The sequence below is a fragment of the Salipiger sp. PrR003 genome (genome assembly GCF_010500785.1).
Lineage (GTDB): Bacteria > Pseudomonadota > Alphaproteobacteria > Rhodobacterales > Rhodobacteraceae > Salipiger > Salipiger pacificus_A.
In genome coordinates this window covers 18,368-39,795 of record NZ_JAAGOV010000028.1, presented here as the reverse complement: position 1 = coordinate 39,795, position 21,428 = coordinate 18,368, and the positions used below count along the sequence as shown (strand labels likewise).

The window sequence follows — 21,428 nt, the reverse complement described above, 5'->3', positions numbered from 1 at the left end:
GAACCGCGGGGCGTCCGCCTTTGGAGGAGGGCGGTGACCAAAGGGAGGAACCATGCTCAAACAGATGCTCATGGGCGGCGTTCTGGCGCTCGCGCCGGTGCTGGCCTCGGCCCAGGCCACGTTGACCGCCGAAACCACGACGCCCGGCTCGACACCGCATTACATCGATTCCACGCTTGCCGCGGTGCTCGACAGCGCCGGTGTCGCGACCATGCAGATCACAGAGGGCGCGACGCTGACCAATTCGGTGCTCGCGGTTGCCGAGGGCCGGCTCGACATGGCCCCTGCCCCGCTGATCCTGCCCTTCCTGCTGTCGCGGGGCATCGGCCCCTACGCCGGGGTCGGCCCGGAGCGGGGCGCCGAGCTGGCCTCGAACATTCGCGCGATTTTCTTCAACGCAGGCTCGGCGCAGATCCTCGGCTACTACAACAGCAACCCGGTCGAGGACATTCGCGACATGTCGGGCAAGCGCATCTGGAACGGCCCGCCGCGCGGCGCCGCGCTGACGTCGGGCCGGGCAATGATCCAGCTGCTCTCGGGCCTCAAGGACGGCGAGGGCTACGAAGGCATCCAGACCGACTGGCCCGACACCGTACCGACGATCACCGGCGGCGGCGCGGACGTCTGGACCATTCCCGAGGGTCTGCCCTCGGGTCGCCAGATCGCCATTGCCTCGGCGGGCGGGATCACCATCCACGACGTGCCCTCGGATCTTCTCGCCAGCGAGCTTGGGCAGCAAATCGTCGCCGCGCCGGGCCATGCGCCCTATTCGGTGCCGATCGAGGACTTCCGCGCCGCCTACGCGGGCAACGACATCACCGTGGTCACCGACGACGACACCTTCGACAGCTTCGCCACCGCCTTCGGCCAGATCGTGCCCGCCGGGCTGGACGAGGAGCTCGTCTATCAGATCACCAAGGCCTACCTCGGCGGCGAGGAGCGTTTCATCACCGGCTCGCCACGTGGCCCCTTTGCCCGAATGAGCTTCGGCGACATCGACGGCACAAGCCAGGGTGCCTGTGGTGCGGTGCAGATCAAGATGCACCCCGGCGCCATCCGCGCGTTCGAGGAGGCGGGCCACAGCATCGCCGACTGCCTGCGCCCCTGAACAGGCCCTGATCCCAGAAATCCGGCGAGGCCGCCCCGATGGCCCCGCCGACCCCGCCCCAGCAAGGCCTCGGTGACATGACGCAGCAAGACATCACCCGCCCTCTGGGCAAGCGGATCGCCCTGGTCCTCGCCGTGATCCTGGTGATCGTCGGCATGATCAACACGATGCCCGAGATCCCCGGCCTGCAGGACTGGGCGCGCGAGGCGACCGGACGGCCGTTTTTCCGGGTGTCGGGCTTTCCGCCGGAGTATTTCTACCCGCCGGTCTTCCTGGTGATGATGCTGATCGTGGCGCTCGACTCCAGCGTCTATAGAGAGTGGAAATGGGACCACCCGGAGCGCGCCTGGCTCGGCGCGCTGCTCGACGCGGGGCTGATCCTCGCCGCCCTGCTCGCGGCGGTGGGCTTTCTGGTGGAGGTGGACTCGATCTGCCTCATCGACCAGATCACCGGCGAGCGCGCGCGGCTCATCCAGGAGGCCGCCGAGCGCTCGGCCGGGGTGATCCCGGGCATCTCCTTCGAGGCCGAGGTTCCCGCCTGCCAGGCTCGCTTCGGTATCTGGATCATCCCCCTGCTCTTCACCATCATCACGCTGTTCTTTCTCTACAACATGCGGGTCTGGGGTCTGCCGCTGGTGGCGGTGGCAAGCGTCGTCGTGCTCTATACGGTTGCGACCGCGCTGATCTGGATTTTCGATCTGTCGGACAACAGCTTCCTGCTCACCAAGCTCGGCGCCGACGGCGGTGACGTGCGCGCCGCTGCCATCCAGAAAGCCACCAATGTCTTTGTCACCCCCGATGGCTTCATGGGGCGGTTCATGGACATCGTGGTCAACCAGGTCTTCCCCTATGTGGTGCTGGGCGCGCTCTTCGGCACCTCGGCCGGAGGCACCTCGCTGATCAAGCTTGCCGTGCGGATGACGCGCCGGCTGCGCGGCGGGCCGGCGCATGCGGCCATCGTCTCCTCAGCCCTCTTTGGCACGATCACCGGCGGGCCGGTGACCAATGTGCTTTCCACCGGGCGGCTGACCATCCCGATGATGCGGCGCAACGGATTCTCGCCGCAGTTCGCGGGCGGCGTCGAGGCGGCCGCCTCCTCGGGCGGGCAGATCATGCCACCTGTGATGGGGGTTGCGGCCTTTGTCCTCGTGGCGCTGACGGCGGTGCCCTACACCAAGGTGATCACCGCCGCCTTCCTGCCGGCGCTGGCGTTCTTTTTCTCGATTTTCCTCGCGGTGATGTTCCAGGCCCGCAAAGACCGGATCGAGGCCATGCGCGAGCTCCCCGAGGACCTGGTGATGCACCGGCAGGACTGGCTGAACCTGGTGATCATCGTGCTGCCGATCCTGACCATCCTTTTCCTGCTCCTCGGCTCCAAGGACACCATCGGGGACAGCATGGTGGCGGCGCTGCTGCCGGACTTCGTGACCCAGATCATCACCAATGCCACCGGCGACGCAGTCTCGGCAGGCTGGTGGGCGGTCGCGGTGCTGCTGCCGCTGCTCTTCCTCGATCCCGAGACCCGCGCAAAACCCTCGAAGGTGCTGCTATCGCTCGCGGATGGCGGCATCCTCATATCGCGGCTGTTTCTGCTGCTCTTTGCCGTGTCGATCATCTCGGCCTTCCTCAACGAGAGCGGCCTGACCGGAGAGCTGACCCGCGCCGTCACCACCTGGCTCGAGCGCGCGCAAGTGCTGCATCTCTTCGGCCTCGAGATTCCCATCGTCGGCGGCGTTTACCTGATGCTGGCGCTGGTGTGCGCCATGCTTTGCGCCATCCTGCTCGGCATGGGCATGCCGACCGTGCCCGCCTACGTCAACGTCGCCCTGCTGCTCGGCCCGCTGCTGTCGAGCCTTGGCGTCAGCTTCTTCACCGCGCATATGTTCGTCTTTTACTTCGCCGTGGCTTCGGCGATCACCCCGCCGGTCGCCATTGCCGCCTTCGCCGCGGCTTCGATCACCCGCACCGAGCCCATGCGCACCGGGCTTGCTGCCGTGCGCGTGGGCATCGTCATGTTCGCGATCCCCTTCGTCTTTGCCTGGTACCCCGAGCTGCTGCTGATCGAAGAAGCGGTGACGATCACCGACGACATGGGCCGGCGGGCCTTGATCGAAGGCTACAGCGGTGAGGTCGAGATCACCGCCCTGCTCTTGCTGGGCGCCCGGCTGATTTTGGCACTCTACCTGCTTGCCTCGGCGCTGACCCGCTTCGACCGCCGGGACCTGGCCCGCTGGGAGCAGGTGCTCCGGCTGGTCGCTGCGGTTCTCATCCTGTGGAAGACGGTGCCGCTCATGACGCTCGGGCTGGCCCTCGGGGTCGGGCTGATGGTCCTGCACGCCATCACGGCGCGCGGCGAGCCCGCACGCACGCCGGTCTGACGCCTCCCACAGCCACGTTCAGCGCGCCCCGGGCAACCAGAGCGCAAGACGCGCCAGCGCGGAGACCTCCTCAGCTCAAGCGGCCCGGGCCGGGAAAGACACCGGGGAAGTGCATGGTCGCGCTCTTTTCGATGCGACGCAGATGTTCGGCCGCGCGGGTATCGCCGTCCTTTTCCCGAGCGGCGGTGAAAAATCCGGGCGCCGGGTTCTTGCCGTCGGCGAGCAGCGCCGCAGCATGCAGGTTGCGCTGGTTCGGCAGCGGTTGGTAGATCGGCGTGCGGGCAGGCGTCGCCGGGTCCGGGACCGGCACGCTCCGCAGCCGCGGCGTCGGACGCTTGGCGAGTTCGCGGCGCGCGGCGATCAGCGCGGCCTCCGTGCGGTTCTTTGCCCCGAGCTTGCGCATCACCTGCCGGACGTGCAGCTTCACCGTCGCTTCGGTGGTGTCGAGGACGCGGGCGATCTCCTTGTTGGAACGGGCCTTGCCGAGGTGGTCCAGCACGGCCAACTGGCGTGGTGTCAGATCGGCGAGGTCAGGCTCGTCGCTTTCTGCTGCGTCGCCGGGGTCTCCGGCCTGCTCGGTCCGTGTCTGCCGCGGGCTCATACGCGGGGCAGCCGCGACGGTGCGGGGCGCGGCGCCATGGTCGCCGGACGTCCGCCCGGACAGGTCGGGCAACTGCTCGGGATCGCCGGACGGCGCGGCGCCCGGCTCTCTCGAAGGCTCCGAGGATTGCAGCAGATCAAGCACCGACGGTGGCACGAAGATGCCCCCGTGCAGGGTCAGGTCCAGGGATTTCAGAGCGACCGCCGGGTTGGTCGATGCCGGAACCACCCCCCGCGCCCCGGCCTGGAGCGCGCCGCGCACGAACTCTGCGCTTGCAGCTTCGCAGAACAGCACGACGGGTCCAAACCGTGCCGTCTGGCTGAGCGTGCGAACGATGCCGAACCATATCTCATCGCTGGTGCTGGCGCCGGTATTGATCACGCACATACCGCCCGTCGCCTGCGGAAAGATGTCGCCGGCTTCACTTGCGGCGATCTCTTCGATCCGCAACCCGTGGAGCCGCGCAAACCCCGAAAGAAATTGGGAAAGCTGTGCGCGCGTCAGGGGCATCTCATCCACGATATAGAGGATGGGCTCCTTTGAATTTGAAATGCTCACTGCATCAATCTTCCGTGCTGTGTCCCTTGTTGAGCGGGATCTCATTAAAGATGAATTTCAGAATCTTCTTTCTCGAAAATATGCAAATTCTTGAAGAGCTCACTACAACTTCAAGTATAGCACCGCGATGAATTTGAACGCCTCGGAATATATCTCTCAGCGCGGCCTTGGCGGATTGTCGCTGAGCGCCGGGCCCTCGAAAATTTTAGACATGACGGCCCAGCGTGGAATTGGGATTGGATAGGTACATCGCTTATCGTTTGTGTTTCGTGCGTTACCTCGGATCATTGACCGACGTTCAAGGTGGCGCTTCGTGGCCTAAGCATCGAAATCCAGAATCTCGGCCGCAGGGTAGTCCGCCGCGTGCGACAGGCACCTTCTGCCCGCACTTTGCTTCATCGCGTTGTGCCAGCGCCCTCCGTCGCAGGGCCTGCGGCCCTCAATCCACCCGACTCAATCGACTCGCCGGCCGCGCTCAACCGATGGCCAGCGATGCATCGATCGACGAACCCGAATAGGTATCCTCGATCGCGATCGCGCCGGTGCTGACGTCGGCATCGGTATGCGTCGCGCTGACGGCCACATCGAAATTCACCGTCGCGACATTCCCGCTTTCGACCTGCTGGTAGCTATCGAGGAGATAGCTGCTCTCGGGCGTGATCATCAGGGTGCTGCCAGTGTCGATGCAGGCAAAGTCCACCGCGATCAGTTGGGTCCTGGTTTCTGACCAGTTTTCGCCCGTCGTGGTCGTCGTCCGGGTGAAGACGAAGTCCGCGCCCTCGACATCGCAATATGCGTTCGTCGCTGCGGTTTCAGCCCCACCCTCGGCGGCAGCGAAAAACGTCCCGCTGCCAACTGCGAAAGACCCATAATCCGTGTCGCTGAGTTCCGCGGTCAAATCTGCGCTCGCCCGGGTGTGTTCGCCCCCCGCCTCCGCGGTGCCCCCGATCTCCACGTCCATGGCAGAGGGGCTTTGCTCCGAAGCCGCCCCCAGTGCGCCTGCGACTGTTTCAGCCAGATGCTCCAGGTAGTCCACGACCATGGCGATCGTCTTTTCGGACCAATCTCCTTTTTGGAGCATCCTGCCGGCGCGTGCTAAAGCTGCCCAATACAATTCGCCCCTCCTTCGAATACTCTCAATTCCGTCGCACACAATGGTAATGCGAATGGGCGCAAATTTTTCTGCAATAACGAAACCCCCCGGACTCTTACGATATGGGCTGCCTGGGCCGCGGAGCGGATGCCCCCTATGCGCTCGGAGCTCACTCAACTCAAAGGACTTTTCGAGCCTCCTTGCGCACCGGGCCCGCGGAGCGCGCAAGAAGTCTGCGCGCCCCTATCGAAAGGAGAAACGCCCTCGGGCGACGTATTAGCCGAAAGATTAGACGAGTTTCGCGCGGCGGATCACCGGGCCAAGCGACATCATCGTCGATCGCGCGCTGCGAGTCTTCTTCGCGAGTCCGAGACAAAAGGTGCGAAAGCGCCGCCGCGGGGTACCATTGGCCTAGCCAATCCCTCGTTCGCCGCGGACTGCCGTTCTGCGGGCGGGCGAACGCCTCTCTTTCTGCCGGAAGGATCGCTCCGATGCAGCCGCAAGACACCAGTCCCCCGCTTCACGCGCTTCCGCCCGGGGCCGCGCTCGACCGGCTCGAGACCGCGGCCTCGGGCCTCAGCGCCGCCGAGGCTGCGCGGCGCCAGGCCAGGTATGGCGCGAATGTGCTCCCCGAACCGGCGCAGCGCCCCGCGGTCCTGCGCTTCCTGAGGCAGTTCAACAACGTGCTGATCTACGTGCTGATCGGCGCGGCCATGGTCACCGCAGCCCTGCACCACTGGGTGGACACCGGCGTCATTCTCGCGGTGGTGCTGATCAACGCAGTCATCGGCTTCGTGCAGGAGGGACGCGCCGAGGATGCCATGGACGCGATCCGCCGCATGCTGGCGCCGCGGGCTTTGGTGTTGCGGGACGGCAAGCGGAAAAGCATCGAAGTGGCAGGGCTGGTGCCCGGCGACATCGTCTTCGTCGATGCGGGGGCCCTGGTGCCGGCCGATCTAAGGCTGCTCGAAGCGCATGCGCTGAAGGTGCAAGAAGCCGTGCTGACCGGCGAGTCGGTCCCCGTCGAGAAGAGCACCGCCCCGGTGGCCGAGGACAGTGCGCTCGGCGATCGCAGCCCGATGCTGCATTCCGGAACGACGGTCGCCGCCGGGACCGGAACAGGCGTCGTCACCGCGACCGGCCCCGCGACGCAGATCGGGCAGATCAGCGGGATGCTTGCGCGCGTCGAGACCGTGCGGACGCCCCTGCTGGCGCAGATGGACCGCTTCGCCCGGTGGCTCACCGGCATCATCCTCATCGCCGGGGTGGTGCTGCTGGGCTATGGCAGCCTCGTGCGGCACCTCCCCTTCGGCGATCTCTTTATGGCGATCGTCGGCCTCTCGGTGGCCGCCATCCCCGAGGGGCTTCCCGCCGTGCTGACCATCACGCTCGCCGTCGGGGTGCGGACCATGGCGCGGCGCAATGCCATCGTGCGTCAACTGCCCGCCATCGAGACGCTGGGCTCGGTGTCGGTGATCTGCTCGGACAAGACCGGCACGCTCACCCGCAACGCCATGACGGTCGCCAGCCTCGCCGCCGCCGGGCGGCTCTATACGGTGGCCGGTGACGGCTATGCTCCCGAGGGCGCGATCCTTTGGCAGGACAACCGGGTCTCAGCGGACGAGCACACCGTTCTGACCGAGGTCGCCCTCGCCGCTGCGCTTTGCAACGACGCGCTGCTGCAGGACGCCGGGACCGGCTGGCAGGTCGAGGGCGATCCGATGGAAGGCGCGCTGCTGGCGCTGGCGGGCAAGATCACTGGCGCCGGCCTCGCCCGCTTCCACCAGTGGAGCCGCACCGACGCCATCCCCTTTGATGCGGCGCACCGCTACATGGCCACGCTGCACCACGATCACGAGGGACATGCGCAGATCCACCTGAAGGGCGCGCCCGAGGCGGTGCTCGCGCTCTGCCGCGACCAGCGCAGCGACTTCGGCGGCGTGGCGCCACTCGACCGAGACCACTGGCAGGCGATGGTTGAACGGCTCGCCGCCGAAGGGCAGCGGGTGCTTGCCATTGCCCAGCGCGCGGTGCCGCCCGCGCAAACCGTACTCGACAAGGCCGATCTCGACGGGCAGCTCACCTTCATCGGTCTCATCGGCCTGATCGACCCTCCCCGCCCCGAAGCCATCGCCGCCGTCGCCGAATGCAGGAGCGCCGGCATCCGGGTGAAGATGATCACAGGCGACCACGCCGCGACCGCCCGCGCCATCGGCCGCGCGATCGAGTTGCAGAACATCACGCGGGTGCTCACCGGCGCTGAGATCGAGACGATGGACGATGGCGCGCTGGCCGCGGCAGTCGTCGGGACGGACATCTTCGCGCGCACCTCGCCTGCCCACAAGCTGCGCCTAGTCACCGCGCTGCAATCGCAGGGGCTGACCGTCGCCATGACCGGCGACGGGGTCAACGATGCCCCGGCTCTCAAAAGGGCCGACGCGGGGATCGCCATGGGGCTGACCGGCAGCGAGGCCGCCAAGCAGGCCGCCGCCGTCGTGCTGGCCGACGACAATTTCGCCTCGATCGTGGCGGCGATCCGCGAGGGCCGCACGGTCTACGACAACATTCAAAAGGTCATCAGCTGGACCCTGCCCACAAGCACCGGCGAGGCGATGACGGTCGTGGTCGCGCTCTTTGCCGGGATGGCCTTGCCGATCACCCCGGTGCAGATCCTCTGGGTCAACCTGATCACCGCCGGTACGCTGGGGCTCGCGCTCGCCTTCGAGCCACCTGAGGAAGCCGCCATGCACCGCGCGCCCCGTCCCCGCGCGGAGCCGCTGCTCTCGGGCACGCTGGTCTGGCACATCGTGCTCGTTTCGGCGCTGTTTCTCTTGGCCGTCTTCGGGATGTATTTCCACGCCATCGCTCGCGGCCATCCCGTGGCGCTTGCGCAGACAACCGCGATGAACACGATGGTGATCCTCGAGACCTTCCACCTTTTCTTCATCCGCAACATCCACGGCAGCTCGCTCACCCTGAAGGCCGCCCGGGGCACGCCGGTCATCTGGGCCTGCGTGCTGATCGTGGCCGGCGCGCAAGGCGCGATCACCTACCTGCCAGTGATGCAGCCCATCTTCCACACCGCGCCGGTCCCCTTGGCCGACGGGCTTCTTGCCTTCGGGATCGGCATCGTCTTTCTAATGCTGCTGGAGGGCGAGAAGCAGCTGCGGCTCCGGCGTCTCGGCGCGCGGCGCGCCGTCTAGGGCGGCGCAGGCGCTCCGAGCATCAGCACCGCGCCGCCTGCGACAATCGTCAACAGGTAGACCGGCAGCACCCGCAGCCCCAGCGCGCGGCTCCCGACAACCAGGCTGATCGCCGCCTTCACCACCGAGTTGACCGAAACCGCGATGAAAATCGCCACCGCCCCGTGAAACACCGAGAGGTCCGCCCCGACGAGCCGCGACACCGAGATGGTCAGCGCATCCACATCCGTCAGCCCCGACAACGCCGCTGCCGCGTAGACTCCCGCTTCTCCGAGCCAGAGCCGAAGGTAATGCACCCCGAGCAGCACCGCCGCGAGTACCCCGCCGAAGCCGAGCGCCGCCCCGAGCTCGAGCGGGTTCGCGAGCCCCTCGACCGGCTCGTCCGTCGCTGGGCCCGTCGGCGCGCGCACCGAAAGCCCTATGGTTGCCAGCAGCCCGACACCGGCCATGACCGCCACGGGCAGCACCAGCGCACCGAGCAGCGCAGGGCCAAAGACCGCGACCAGCGCCAATACGCGCAGGAACGCCACCGAACCCGCCGCGACGATGCCCACCGCCGCCATCGGCGCAAGGCTGGGCTGCGCCTGCACGACACGTGACAAGGCCAGCGTCGTCGAGGTCGACGAGGCGAGCCCTCCGCAGAGGCCCGTCAGCAGCATGCCAAGCTTCGCCCCACCGAGGCGGATCGCCACGTAGCCCAGGAAGGAGAGACCGGCGACCACCACGACGGCCCACCAAAGGTCGTAGGGATTGAGCACTCCCCCGGGCCCGTAGCCCCGGTCCGGCATCAACTGCAGCCCCACCACAGAGATGAGCGCGAGCTTGAGCACCGCCGAAAGCTCTCCGCCGTCCATGCGCGCCACCCAGCCATGCAGCCGGGATTTCAGCGACAGCAGCAGCGCGCAGATCACGCCCGCCGCGGCGGTGGGGGCCATTTCGCCCAGCACCGAGGTGGCGCCGAGCAAAAAGACGAGAAGCATCGCGATCTCGGTGGTCAGCCCCGCATCGCCCTCTGCCCGCAGGGTGAACCAGTAGCTCACCGCGAGCAGGCCGCTCAGCGCCAGCAGCACCGCGGCCGGCAGCACGACTCCCGAAACCGGCACCAGAGCGCCCGCCACGCCGCCAGTCAGACCGACGAGCGCAAAGGTCCGGACCCCGGCGACCCGTGCGCCCTCGCGTTCGGCCCTTCCGTGCCAACCACGCTCGAGACCGACCAGAAGCCCGATCGCCAGCGCGAGCCCGAGCCTTTGCAGGAGTTCCATATCCGTCATGGTGGCCGCAGGGGTCCCTCATCAGATTTCGTCCAGCCTACCAAGAGTGTGGGAGCCGCGGGACGATCCAGATCAATTGGCGGTCAGAGCGCGTCTACGCTCACCATGCTTGCCGCGGATCGGCGCAAACGGCATCATCTCGGGGATTTGACTCCAAGCCTTCGCCCCAGAAAGGCAATTCATGCGCGCATTCCTCTCTTGCCGCCGTCGCGCGGCTCTCGTTCTACTTGTCCTGATCGCCCGCCCTGCTGTTGCTGCCGATCTCTCCGCCGGGGCCCAGGCTTGGGCAGCCAACTGCGCGAAGTGCCATCGCGACCCGGCACGTATCGCCTCGGCCGTCCCTGCTGCGGGCGACGCCACGGGGGCGGCGCGGCTCGACCGCTTCCTCGCCGATCATCACGCTAAGGACCCCGCGACCCGCGCAGCGATCCTCGCCTGGCTAGAGGATCAGGCCAGCCAGTAGGCCAGCACCATGGCCACGACCCCTCCCCAGAGCGCCGCGAAGCCCGCCAAGATCCGGCGATCCTTGGCCGAGGCGCGACCCGCTGCGTAGCTGAAGCGCTCGTAGCTGATCGCCTGCATCGGCACCCCCATCTCCAACGCCGTGTCCGCGACGAAGGTCATCATCGGTCCGGGGCCGCAGGTCATCACTTCGCAGGCAGCGGGATCGAGCCCTTCGAAGGCCTGCGCGAGATGCCCCCGCATCAGGGGGCCGCGCAGCAACGCGCCGCCGTCATTGGCCCGGTCGGAGATCAGCATCGGCACCACCCCGAGCGCCGCGCAGGCTGGACGGTAGAGATCTGGCGGCACCATCGCCTCTGCGCTCCGCGCGGCATAGATGAGCCGCACCGGCCGGCGGCTCTGGCTGCGCGCGAGATGCGCCAGGATGGACAGGATCGGCGCGATGCCCACCCCGCCGGCGACGAGAACCAGCGGCCCCTCGCCGCGCGGCACGAAGCTGCCATGCGGGCCGTCGACCGAGACCCGTGTCCCCGGCGCGAGCGCTCCGATCCCGTCTGTGAAATCCCCGGCCTCCTGCACGAGAAAGCGCAGCTCCGGCTCGCCGGGGGCGGAGGCGATAGAAAACGGATGATCGTGCAACGGCAGGCGCTTGCGCCCGAAGGCGACCCAGGCGAACTGCCCTGGCTCGAAGCGCAGCCCGCCGCCCTCGGGCGGTGCGACCCTCAGCAGCCAGAGGCGCTCTCCGGCGGGCTGTGTCGCGCGGAGCGTCCAGCCCTGCCGGTTCGGCCGAATGAGGCGGACGGCGTAAACCCAAAGCGCCGGAAGGGTCACGGCGAGCGCGAAGAGGATCCAGAGCACCGCGCCGAGCGCCCCTGCCCTGCCGGCGTTCACCGCGTGCCAGACCACCAGCCCCACGAGGGTGACGGCCCCGAGCGCGTGCCCGGCCCGCCACATCTGGTAGCGCATCCCCATCCGATCGCGCAGCAGCGCGAGACAGACCAGGACGGCGAGCAGAATGAGCGCGAGCCGCGCCTCCCAAAGGCCGGGGGCTGACAGGACGAGATCGACACGCCGGGCGAGTCGGCCCGGGCGGTCGGCGTCCGGCAGCCCGATCACCGCCAGAACGTGCACCAGCGCCAGCAACAGCGCCACCGGCGCCGCCCACTTGTGAAAGGCCATGGTGATGTCGATCCCGATCCGCCCCGAGATCGCCTCGAAGCGCCCGCTCGTAATCATCTGCAACAGGATCATCCCCGCAGCGGCCACCCCTGCCCCAGTCGCCAGCCGCATTGCGCCCTGGCCATGCCCCTGTCCGGTCAGCAACGCCGGCAGCAGCGGCAGCGCGATCACTGCGGCGTAGCAGAGCGCAAGGGCAAGCGGCGGCAGGCCGCGCCGCTTGGGCGGCGTTGGGGGCATGGCGATGTCTCCTCGATCACCGCGACTCTAGCTGCATTGCCGCGACATTCCTTGACACGGATCACGCCACGCCAGGGCGCGAGGCCGGAAATGCGCTCGGGTGCGCGATTCACGCAGGACGCGCACGGGTTAGAAAGCCCTTGCTGCGGAGACCGAAATACAGGGGATATCCCTTCATTCTTCGGCAACCGATTGTTTCCGCGCATTTCGCTTGCCATTGCAATGGAGATGACGCTACCTCATGACGAGAATCGCCTTAATTGTTCCTTATTTTTACGAGTATCTTGGAGGGCCATCATGAGCCTACGCAACCGCCGCCTGTTCAATTGCCGATCCTGCGGCCACAAGATGCGCCTCGGCGCCGTCGAGTGCGGGAGTTGCTACCAGCCCACTCCGCGGATCAACCGCCTGCCCTTGCCCTTGCTGCTCGGTCTTCCGCTGGCCGCGTTGCTCGTCATCCTCACGTCGATTTATTTCCACTAGAACAGCTGGTCGCAGCGCGGCGGGACTGAGCCGCCTGGGAGGCCAGTCCGCGCATTGCCCCAGGGGCGCCCTCTCCGGTCAATTTCCTGCCGCCGCATCTTCACCCCCCCAAGCCCCTTGTCGGCGCAACCCGCCGAATCGTGTGAGGCCGGCTTGAAGCGACCGGCACCGGGCAGTCCGCTCACCGCCCCGAGGCTGTACCAAATTTTGACGATAATTTGTCCGATCGGCCCCTCGTGGGTGTTCGTTCTTTGAGCACCATTCGGAAAAATCTGGCTGCTCGCCAATTTTTTCCATGGATTCGTCAGGGAATTGTGTTCTTAGTGTGAACGTCTCTTCGGGGTATTTTGACCCTCCGGACATATATTGATCTGACTATTTGTGAAGTACATTGGTGTGTTTGTTTGAGGGGTGCCTTGTTTTGCCCGGCAATTTTCTATCGTTGCGCCGCATTGCGCAATTGAGACGTAAATGTCGACTCGAGTTCGTCGCTCTGGTCTTCATCGCAGCCTGCGATACCTTCCCGCTCACCCCGACGGAGTTCGACAGGGAATTTCAGCAGGCGACCTTCGTGCTGCAACCGCAGGCCGATGCCTGGCTGTCGACCCGAAGCGCCCAAGTGGTTTTGGAGCGACGTTTCCGCGGCCGCAGCGAACAGCACATCCTGCTTCCCAACCCGACCGCCATCTCGGGCGAGAACTACATTCTTCTCCGCTCGCATGGCACCGGCCGCGCCAGCATCGGACGGTTCCAGCCGCTCGAACTGCTGAAGTCCGCCGGAGGCATCCCCTATCCGTTCACCGCCGCCGAAATCCGCGGCATGACGACGGAGACCGACGCGCTCGGCCAGATCGATTGGGCGCACTGGACCAATTACTCAGGATTAACCTGTGTGCTCGCCTTCCGCCGCTTCGACGGGGCGAACCGCACCATTCCCGCCGGCGCAGGCGCCATGGACCTCGCCATGCGCAATTGCGTCCACGGCACCGTGGAAGAGGCGCTCGCCCCGATCGCGCCGCAGGGGGCGAGCTTTGCCGCCACGGGACTCGCCGAAGAGGCCGCCCCCAAGATGTTGTCCCCGCTCGCAGGACCGCTGCCATGAAATTCCTTGATCTCGTTTCCGCAACCGGGGCCTTGGCCCTCGCCCTCGCATGGGCCGCGCTTTTTGCCGTGGTGGTGTTCCTCGCCTCGGTGCCGACCTCCGTCGCCACGCAGGCGCTGCTGTCGCTTCTGGCCTGCAGTCTGATCTACGTGATGAAGCCCGGGGTGACCTCGAACATGACCCTGCGCTTCGTCGTCCTGTCGATCGCCGGCACCTTCGTGCTCCGCTACTGGCTTTGGCGCCTCTTCGAGACGCTGCCCTCCTTCGAGGACCCGGTCTCGCTCGCCGCGGCGCTGGTCCTCTTCGCGGCCGAGAGCTTCACCGTCGCCATCTTCTTTTTGACCGCCCTGATCAACTCCGATCCGGTCGATCCGCCCAAGCCCGCCCCCGTACGCCTCGAAGATGTGCCGACGGTCGACATCCTCATCCCCAGCTACAACGAGAGCGAGGAGCTGCTTGCAGTGACCCTCGCGGCGGCGACGCGGATCAATTACCCCGCGGACAAGAAGCGGGTCGTGCTCTGCGACGACGGTGGCACCGACGCGCGCTGCAACCACACCGACCTCGAGACGCGCCGCCGGGCGCGCGAGCGGCGGGCGAGCCTTCAGGCGCTCTGCAGGGAACTCGGCGTCGAATACACCGCCCGCGCCCGCAACGAGCGCGCCAAGGCCGGCAACCTCAATGCCGCGCTGCAGCACCTCGATGGCGAGCTGGTGCTGGTGCTCGACGCGGACCACGTACCGACCCGCGACTTCCTGGCGCGCACCGTCGGCTACATGGTCGAGAACCCTCGGCTCTTTCTCGTGCAATCCCCGCACTTCTTCACCAACCGCGACCCGATCGAGCGCAATCTCGCGTTGCCCGAGACCTCGCCCTCCGAAAACGAGATGTTCTACGCACAGATCCACCGGGGCCTCGACCGCTTCGGCGGGGCCTTCTTCTGCGGCTCGGCGGCCCTGCTGCGGCGCCAGGCGCTGGACGAGGTCGGCGGCATCGCCGGCGAGACCATCACCGAGGATGCCGAGACGGCGCTGGATATTCACGCGCGCGGATGGGAGAGCCTCTATCTCGATCACGCGATGGTGGCCGGGCTGCAACCCGAGACCTTCGCCTCGTTCATCCAGCAGCGCGGTCGCTGGGCGACCGGCATGATCCAGATGCTGATGCTGAAGAACCCGATCTTCCGCAGCGGCCTCTCACTGAAGCAGCGCCTGTGCTACCTGAACTCCATGAGCTTTTGGCTGTTTCCGGCCATCCGCATGATCTTCCTCCTCATGCCGCTGCTTTACCTCTTCTTCGGTCTCGAAATCTACGTTGTCACGACGCAGGAGGTGCTGGCCTATATCCTTCCCTATCTGCTGATCGGCTTCATGGTGCAGAACGCGCTGTTCGGCAGCGTCCGCTGGCCGCAGATCTCGGAAGTCTACGAGATCGCCCAGACGCCCTATCTGCTCAAGGCGGTGGTGCATACGGTGCTGCGGCCGCGCGATGCCTCCTTCAAGGTCACCGCCAAGGACGAGACGCTGGACCACGCCTTCCTGTCGCCGGTCTATGCGCCGCTGGCGGTGCTCGCCGCGCTGCTGCTGGCGGGTCTGGTTGCGGGGGCGTACCGCTGGGCCGCCTTCCCCGGCGACCGTGCGGTGGTCGAGATCGTTGGCGCGTGGAACCTCTACAACTTCCTGCTGGTCGCCTACGCGCTGCGCGCGGTCTTCGAACGCCCGGACCAGCTCGACCGGCCGCGCTGCGGGATCTCCAGTCCGGCAATGCTGCGCTGGTCCCAGTCCGCGCCGGGCGACGACGAGCAGGCCGCGGAGGTCCAAGCCGAGATCGTCGCCTTCACCCCCCGCAGCGTTACCCTGCATCTCGGCAACGATACGCGGTCGCGCCACGGGAGGGTGTTCCGCGAAGGGGCCTCGACGGGCCTGAAGGTCGAACTCGTACCGACCCTTCCGCAGGCCCCAGAGCTCGAAGCGCCCCTGCCTCTCAAGGTGAAGGCCGTGCGCTCCGACGTGGAAGGAACACTGATCGAGCTCGACGTCGCGCCCGCGCAGATGATCGCGGCAAGCCGGCTGACCGCGCATCTGGTCTACGGCGACAGCCTGCGGTGGCACTTCTTCCGGAAGGTCTATCCCCAAGGCAGCACACTGATTGCCGGGCTCGCCTACGTCGCTGGCAAGAGCCTGATGTCGGTGCCGAAGTCAGTGATCGGTTTTCTCACCGAGCCAGCTCGCCGGCGCCGCGAAGCGACCGAGGATGCCATGCGTGGCGAACCCGCCTTCGTGGTTGCGCCAATGGACCGCCCGGAGCCCCGCCCGGCACGGGCACCGCTCGAGGCCGCCGCGGTGGCCGGTGCCGCAGATTACCTTGTGATCGAGGAGTGACGCCATGAAACAGTGGATCCTTCCCCTTCTTGCCGCCGCGCTCCTGCCTGCCTTCGCGCATGGCGTCCGCGCACAGCAAATTCTCCTGGACGACATGCCGGAGCTTCCGGCGCAGGACGCTTCAGTTGCGCCGGCCGAGCGCCTTGCGCAGAGCGCGGTCCCCAGGATGGACTGGACAGCCGCCACGCCCATGGCAGAAGAGCGCACCGACGGGCTGCCGGTCCTGCTGCCGCTGCGCCCGGTGGTGCCGCAAGGCGCCGAAACCGAGGGCTACCGCGTGCAGGGGCAAGTCGGCGAAGCGCGCTTCGTCCTGTTTCTGCCGCGCAAGGCGGAGGGTGCCGAGCTTGAGCTGACCACGCTCAGCTCGATCAACCTTCTTCCAGAGCAGTCAAAGATCCGGGTCGAAGTCAACGGCACCACCATCGGCACCGTCATCCCCGATAACTTCGACGCACTCGGGACGGATGCCCTCGCCATTCCCGGCAGCGCACTAAAGCCCGGGCGGAACGTGGTGACCCTGCGCTTCCAGCAGGTTCACCGCGTGTTTTGCGGCCCCGACGCGGCCTTCGATCTCTGGACCGATGTCCTGCTGTCGCAGAGCGGCATCAAAGTCGCACCGAGCGATTTCGGCGCGGACGCCCCCGGTTTCCTAGCGGCGGTCGCGGCACAACTCGGGCGCGGACAGCCGCTTGTCGTGGTAGAGAGCCATGGCTCGGGCGACGTGGCTTCGATGACCGCCGCCATGGCCCGGGTCGAAAGCCTGTTCGAAGGCCTGCCGCCGGAAATGCGGATCACCGATCCCTACGCGGTCGCCACGGTCCCGCCGGCGCTGGCGCGGGTGACGCTGCTGCCCGAGGAATTCTCTCCTCCCGACCTGCCGCAATTTCGCCGTGGCGGAGATGGCGCGCTGGTGCTTGTGGCAAATGCCGCCCATCCCGAGCAGGTCGCACGGGTGATGCTGAGCGCCTTTGACGAGGGGCATCCCGCCAACCCGGTGCCGCTGCTTCAGCCCGGCGTGCCACGGTCGCTAGCGGACCTCGGCGCCGGGCGCCTGGTCGGACAGGGAAATTACATCCGCGAGACGGTGCGCTTTCAGCTTCCCTGGGATTGGCTGGTGCTATCGGCGCAGCGTGCGGAGCTCCGGCTCGACTATGGGTTTGACCGCGATCTGCCAAAGGGCGCCCTGCTTCTGGTGAAGATCAACGACGCGACCGTCCACCTTCTTCCGCTCGACGAGGACGACAAGGCGGGACAACGGGTTGAGACCCTGCGCATTCCCTTCGCGGCGAACATGCTCGACCCCGGTGTCAATCAGCTGACCTTCGAGGCGCTGGTTCCCGGCGATGCACCGGACGAGGCCTGCGCGCCGCGCAGCACGCCGATCTTCGAGATCTTCGACACGACGACGGTGGAAATCCCCACGGCGCCCAGCATGTCCGTCGCACGGCTCGACCTGGTGCTGGATGCGCTGAGCCCCGAAAGCGTCCGGCTGAGCGAGGCCGCCGCGGACGCCCTGCCGCTTGGTCTTCTGCCGCGCCTGGCCTCGGTCTTCGTTGGCCATGGTGCCAGGGCACCGGGAGCCGCATCTCTGACCATCGGCGTTCCCTCCGACCTGTCGACCCTCGGCGGGGCCATCCTCGGGGACGCCACCTCGACGCTGCAGGAGGCGATGCTGATCGCGCCACATCCCGAGGAGAAGGAACTCGACGCCTGGGCCAAGGTCGACAATGGGCGCTGGTGGCGCGCTTTCTACGACACTGACAAGGTTGGCACCGCGATCCGGGCCTTCCGAGACCGGCTCGCCGCGATCTGGCGCGGCCCGCAGTCCGAGCTGGACGCCTGGCTCGAAGGGCGCGCCGCCGACGCCATGCTGCTGCAGCCCGACCTCGATCGCCCCGGGGACATCTGGCTCATCCTCCGCCCCAACCTCGCGCCCGAGAAGCTTGTTGCGTCTCTGATCGACGGTGGCGGGCGTCTCGACGTCCCGCGCGGGCAGGTGTCGCTGTTCACGCCCGACGCGGGCTGGCAGAGCTGGCACTCCTCGAAACGGAGGCTCAAGCTGCACGAGCCGCTGACCCTCGACAACGCGCGCAGGGTGGTCGGCAATTACGCCTCCCTCGCACCGCCCGTGTTCATCGTCCCCATGCTGGCGCTGTCCCTGGTCTCCGCGATCCTCGCAATGGGCGTCATGATCATCACGCGACGGAGGAAGAAATGAACCGACGCGATCTTCTCGCCTCCCTTTCCGCAACTGGCCTTTTCGGCGCGCTTTCCCTGCCGGCGGCGGGCTTGGCGGCAACCTCCTCAACCAGCCTCGAGGCCGGCCTTTTCGATGTCTGGGAGGCCTGGCGCGATGCCAACATGGACGCGACTGGCCGCGTGATCGACCGGCTACAGAAGACGTCGAGCCATTCCGAGGGGCAGGCCTACGGCATGCTGCTGGCCGCGATGATAGGGGATCGGGCGACCTTCGAGCGGCTGGACGCCTGGACCCGGCTCAACCTCGCCATCCGGCAGGATGCCCTGATGGCCTGGCGCTGGCTTCCCGACGCGCCGGTACGGGTGCCCGACCTAAACAATGCCAGCGACGGCGACCTCTTCCGGGCTTGGGCCCTGCTGCGCGCGGCGCGGCGGTTTGATGCCCCCGAATACCGCACCGCGGCGGAAGCCATCGTGCTCGATCTCGTCCGGAGCTGCATCGTCCACCGTCCCGGTGCCGACCCGCTTCTGCTGCCCGCGGCCCGTGGGTTCGAGACAGAGGCAGGGGTCCTTTACAACCCCTGCTACGCGATGCCGCTGGCGATGCAGGAGTTGGCGGCCGAGTTCAACCAACCGGTGCTCGCCGCGGCGGCCCGCGGTGCGGTCGAACTGGCCCGCCAGCTCGCGCTCGACGGCGTTGTCCCCGACTGGGTGGAGGTGACACCGCAGGCCCTTGGGCCGGCCCAGGGGTTCTCCTTCGATGCCGGCTACGAGGCGATGCGCGTGCCACTCTATTTGATCTGGTCGGGCCTGGGGGATCACCCCGCGGTCCTGCGCTTCGCCGAGGCCCAGTCTCGCGTCCCCCCGGGCCTCGCCGCCACCCGGCTCAGCCGCGGCTCCGGAGAGGCTCTCACGACCAGCGCGGAGCCGGGATACCGGGCCATCGCCGCGCTCGCGACCTGTGCCGCGAGCCAAGAGATCGGCTCGCGGATCCCGCCCTTCTCGCCAAGCGCCCCCTATTATCCGGCAACCCTGCAACTCTTCGCCCTGATCGCGCAGGCCGAAGCCCTACCCACGTGTGTACCGTTATGAAAAAGTTCCATTTTACCCTCGCCCTTCTCGCCATGACCCAAGCCCTCGGCGCGCTGTCCGCTCAGGCCCAGTCGCCCTCCGACAGCGATCTCCAGGCGCTGCGCTTCTACATGAACGAGGCCAATGACTTGGCCGTCCGCTCCGAGGTTCGCCGGCTGCAACTTCGCTATCCCGACTGGGTGGTTCCCGAGGATCTCGCCACGCTGCAGCAGATCGCACCCGACGAGGCGGTCGCCAGCATCTACCGCGAGATCCGCTCGGGCAATTTCGTCCGCGCCCGCACCCTCATCGAGGAAACCGGCCGCGCAACCCCGGGCTGGGCCCCCTCGCCCGAGTTGCTTGCGGCCCTGTCGATTGCCGAAGCCCAGTCGAGCTTCGATCAGGCGGTCTCGCGAGGAGAGCCCGAGGCCGCCATCAGGATCGCACGCGCCACCCCCGAGCTGCTGCGCTGCGAGCGGGTGAACAATGCTTGGCTCCTGGCCGAACAGTATCAGGCCGCGCGCGAGCCCGCGCTGGCCCTTACGACGCTCAACGGCGTCGTCCGCAGCTGCTCCGATCCCAACATCCTCGTTGCCACGCTTGAGAAATCCGTGGCCGTCGCCAGCCTCGAGGAGCTCGCCGCCATGGCAGATGCGGCCCGCGCCGGCGCGCCGGGCTCCGCCCAGCGCCTGACCTCGGTCGAGAACCGTCTGCGCGCCGGGCTGCAGACTCAGCCACGCCCTCTTGCCTCCGCCACGCCGAGCGGCGCCCCCGCCGCCTTCGATGCGTCTGCTGGCGCCCTCTCCTCGAACAAAACCCAACGACCGTCGGCGCAGCCTCCGCTTGCCCCCTCGCCGCGCCGCACCCTGTCCGGCGGCGCCTCAACAGCGCTGTCGCAGGCGCGCACCGCCGCGCAACGTGCCGATTGGTCAACCTGCCTTGCCGCCTCGGCCAAGGGCACCAGCCCCGAGATCGTCTCCCAGCGCGCTTGGTGCGCGCTCAACGCGAAGCGTCCGATGCAGGCTTTGAACGATTTCAAACTTGCGGCAAGCCGGTCGCCCACGGCAGAAGGCCGACGCGATGCCCGCTACGGGATGGCGCTGGTGATGCTGCAGCTGAACATGGTCGACCAGGCCGCGAACGTCGCTGCCACCACCCATTTCTCGGACCAGCAACGCTTGGAAGTCGAGACGCAGATCCTCGACAAGCGCGGCGTCTCTGCCTACGAACGCCACGACTACCGCCGAGCCATCGCCTATTTCGACGAGCTCGAACGGCTGAGCGGCGTGGTCCGGCGCGATATCGCGCTGCTGCGGGGCTATGCCTATCTCAACTCCGGCCAGCGCGCCCGCGCCCGGGTCGAGTTTCAGGCCATCCACGACAAGCTGGCCACGCCGGAATCGCGCCGCGCCCTCTCCCGCGCGCTCCACTGACCGCCGGGCGGGCCGCTCTCTTCGCCGACGCAGCGCTCCGGCCTGCGTGACCGATCAACCGCAGAGAGCGGGCGGCCCTTTCGGTGGACCACGCATGGGACGTCGCAACAGAGCCCCTACGCCCATCACCCATTGCAGCGATCCGAATAGAGAGGTATTCATAGTTTTTCTAAATAAATCAATATATTAGATCATATAATATCTACCGACGCACCGATTTCCTCCGCGCCCGCGGACCAAATATTCTTTTAAATCCCATTTTTAGGAATTGCTTCATGACCAAGATCGAAATCGAACGCGAGCGCCACCAGAGCACCCGGCGCCAGCGCAGGGCCCAGATCTTTGAACTGCTGGCAGGCACCGCAATCTTGCTCTGGGTGATCGCCCACTTCGGCGCCGGAACCTGACGTCTGGATCTGACGCCGGTTCTGACAGCACTGCTTGACCGCCTGACCCACCGCGCCAACATCCTCGAGAGGAATGGCGAGGGCTAAAGGCTCACGCAAAACCGCGCGCGGAACGCCGGTTGCACCCCGTAGAGAGCCGAGGCGCGCGCGTGAGCCCGCCGCTCGAACCATCGCTCGGGTGTGACGAAGGTGGGCCACGCCGTGCGATCAAACTCGGCGATCAAACTCGATGGATCGGGATCCTGAGACCCCTGCGCTCACC

The 21,428-nt window shown here is 67.0% G+C and carries 15 protein-coding genes; 11 read left to right on the top strand and 4 right to left on the bottom strand.

Annotated features, from left to right (window positions below):
- Positions 1–52: 52 nt before the first annotated feature.
- Together G0D83_RS05410 and G0D83_RS05405 are read left to right on the top strand one after the other, a co-directional pair.
- Positions 53–1,108 (top strand): TAXI family TRAP transporter solute-binding subunit, encoded by a 1,056-nt coding sequence (locus G0D83_RS05410; RefSeq protein WP_164190343.1) that lies wholly within the window; start codon positions 53–55, stop codon positions 1,106–1,108.
- 77 nt (positions 1,109–1,185) lie between these two features.
- Positions 1,186–3,486, top strand: a complete 2,301-nt coding sequence (locus G0D83_RS05405; protein WP_164190341.1) for a TRAP transporter fused permease subunit — start codon at positions 1,186–1,188, stop codon at positions 3,484–3,486.
- 70 nt (positions 3,487–3,556) lie between these two features.
- Here G0D83_RS05405 and G0D83_RS32700 read toward each other — a convergent pair whose 3' ends face one another.
- Together G0D83_RS32700 and G0D83_RS05395 are read right to left on the bottom strand one after the other, a co-directional pair.
- Positions 3,557–4,597: a response regulator transcription factor gene (locus G0D83_RS32700; protein ID WP_370457170.1), complete on the bottom strand. Its 1,041-nt coding sequence runs from the start codon at positions 4,595–4,597 to the stop codon at positions 3,557–3,559.
- Positions 4,598–5,120: 523 nt separating this feature from the next.
- Positions 5,121–5,687 carry a hypothetical protein gene (locus G0D83_RS05395; RefSeq protein ID WP_164190337.1) on the bottom strand — a complete coding sequence of 189 codons (567 nt, stop codon included), beginning with the start codon at positions 5,685–5,687 and terminating at the stop codon, positions 5,121–5,123.
- A 542-nt stretch (positions 5,688–6,229) separates the two neighbouring features.
- On the opposite strand from G0D83_RS05395, the gene G0D83_RS05390 reads away from it, so the two are divergent.
- Entirely contained in the window at positions 6,230–8,941 is a 2,712-nt protein-coding gene (locus G0D83_RS05390) for an HAD-IC family P-type ATPase (protein WP_164190335.1), read from the top strand.
- On the opposite strand, the gene G0D83_RS05385 is transcribed toward G0D83_RS05390, so the two are convergent.
- Entirely contained in the window at positions 8,938–10,212 is a 1,275-nt protein-coding gene (locus G0D83_RS05385) for an MgtC/SapB family protein (RefSeq protein WP_164190332.1), read from the bottom strand. The genes G0D83_RS05390 and G0D83_RS05385 overlap by 4 nt on opposite strands.
- Before the next feature lie 181 nt (positions 10,213–10,393).
- On the opposite strand from G0D83_RS05385, the gene G0D83_RS05380 reads away from it, so the two are divergent.
- A complete protein-coding gene (locus tag G0D83_RS05380) occupies positions 10,394–10,675 on the top strand; it encodes a hypothetical protein (protein ID WP_164190330.1) in 282 nt (93 codons plus the stop codon).
- Here G0D83_RS05380 and G0D83_RS05375 read toward each other — a convergent pair.
- Positions 10,660–12,090, bottom strand: a complete 1,431-nt coding sequence (locus G0D83_RS05375) for a ferric reductase-like transmembrane domain-containing protein (protein WP_164190328.1) — start codon at positions 12,088–12,090, stop codon at positions 10,660–10,662. The two genes, G0D83_RS05380 and G0D83_RS05375, sit on opposite strands and share 16 nt — an antisense overlap.
- Positions 12,091–12,387: 297 nt before the next feature.
- On the opposite strand from G0D83_RS05375, the gene G0D83_RS05370 reads away from it, so the two are divergent.
- The 7 genes from G0D83_RS05370 (at position 12,388) to G0D83_RS32455 (ending at position 21,166) form a co-directional block, all read left to right on the top strand.
- Positions 12,388–12,573 carry a hypothetical protein gene (locus G0D83_RS05370; protein ID WP_164190326.1) on the top strand — a complete coding sequence of 62 codons (186 nt, stop codon included), beginning with the start codon at positions 12,388–12,390 and terminating at the stop codon, positions 12,571–12,573.
- 460 nt (positions 12,574–13,033) lie between these two features.
- A complete protein-coding gene (locus tag G0D83_RS05365) occupies positions 13,034–13,675 on the top strand; it encodes a hypothetical protein (RefSeq protein ID WP_164190324.1) in 642 nt (213 codons plus the stop codon).
- Positions 13,672–16,056, top strand: a complete 2,385-nt coding sequence (gene bcsA, locus G0D83_RS05360) for a UDP-forming cellulose synthase catalytic subunit (RefSeq protein WP_164190322.1) — start codon at positions 13,672–13,674, stop codon at positions 16,054–16,056. Before G0D83_RS05365 ends, bcsA begins: the two co-directional genes overlap by 4 nt.
- 4 nt (positions 16,057–16,060) lie before the next feature.
- Entirely contained in the window at positions 16,061–18,274 is a 2,214-nt protein-coding gene (locus G0D83_RS05355; protein ID WP_164190313.1) for a cellulose biosynthesis cyclic di-GMP-binding regulatory protein BcsB, read from the top strand.
- On the top strand, positions 18,271–19,347 hold the full coding sequence (locus tag G0D83_RS05350) for a glycosyl hydrolase family 8 (RefSeq protein WP_164190311.1): 1,077 nt from the start codon (positions 18,271–18,273) through the stop codon (positions 19,345–19,347). The genes G0D83_RS05355 and G0D83_RS05350 overlap by 4 nt, the downstream gene beginning before the upstream one ends.
- Complete coding sequence (locus G0D83_RS05345) at positions 19,344–20,759, top strand: hypothetical protein (protein ID WP_164190309.1); 1,416 nt, start codon at positions 19,344–19,346, stop codon at positions 20,757–20,759. Before G0D83_RS05350 ends, G0D83_RS05345 begins: the two co-directional genes overlap by 4 nt.
- A 275-nt stretch (positions 20,760–21,034) precedes the next feature.
- Positions 21,035–21,166 carry a hypothetical protein gene (locus G0D83_RS32455; protein WP_255455530.1) on the top strand — a complete coding sequence of 44 codons (132 nt, stop codon included), beginning with the start codon at positions 21,035–21,037 and terminating at the stop codon, positions 21,164–21,166.
- Positions 21,167–21,428: the final 262 nt, after the last annotated feature.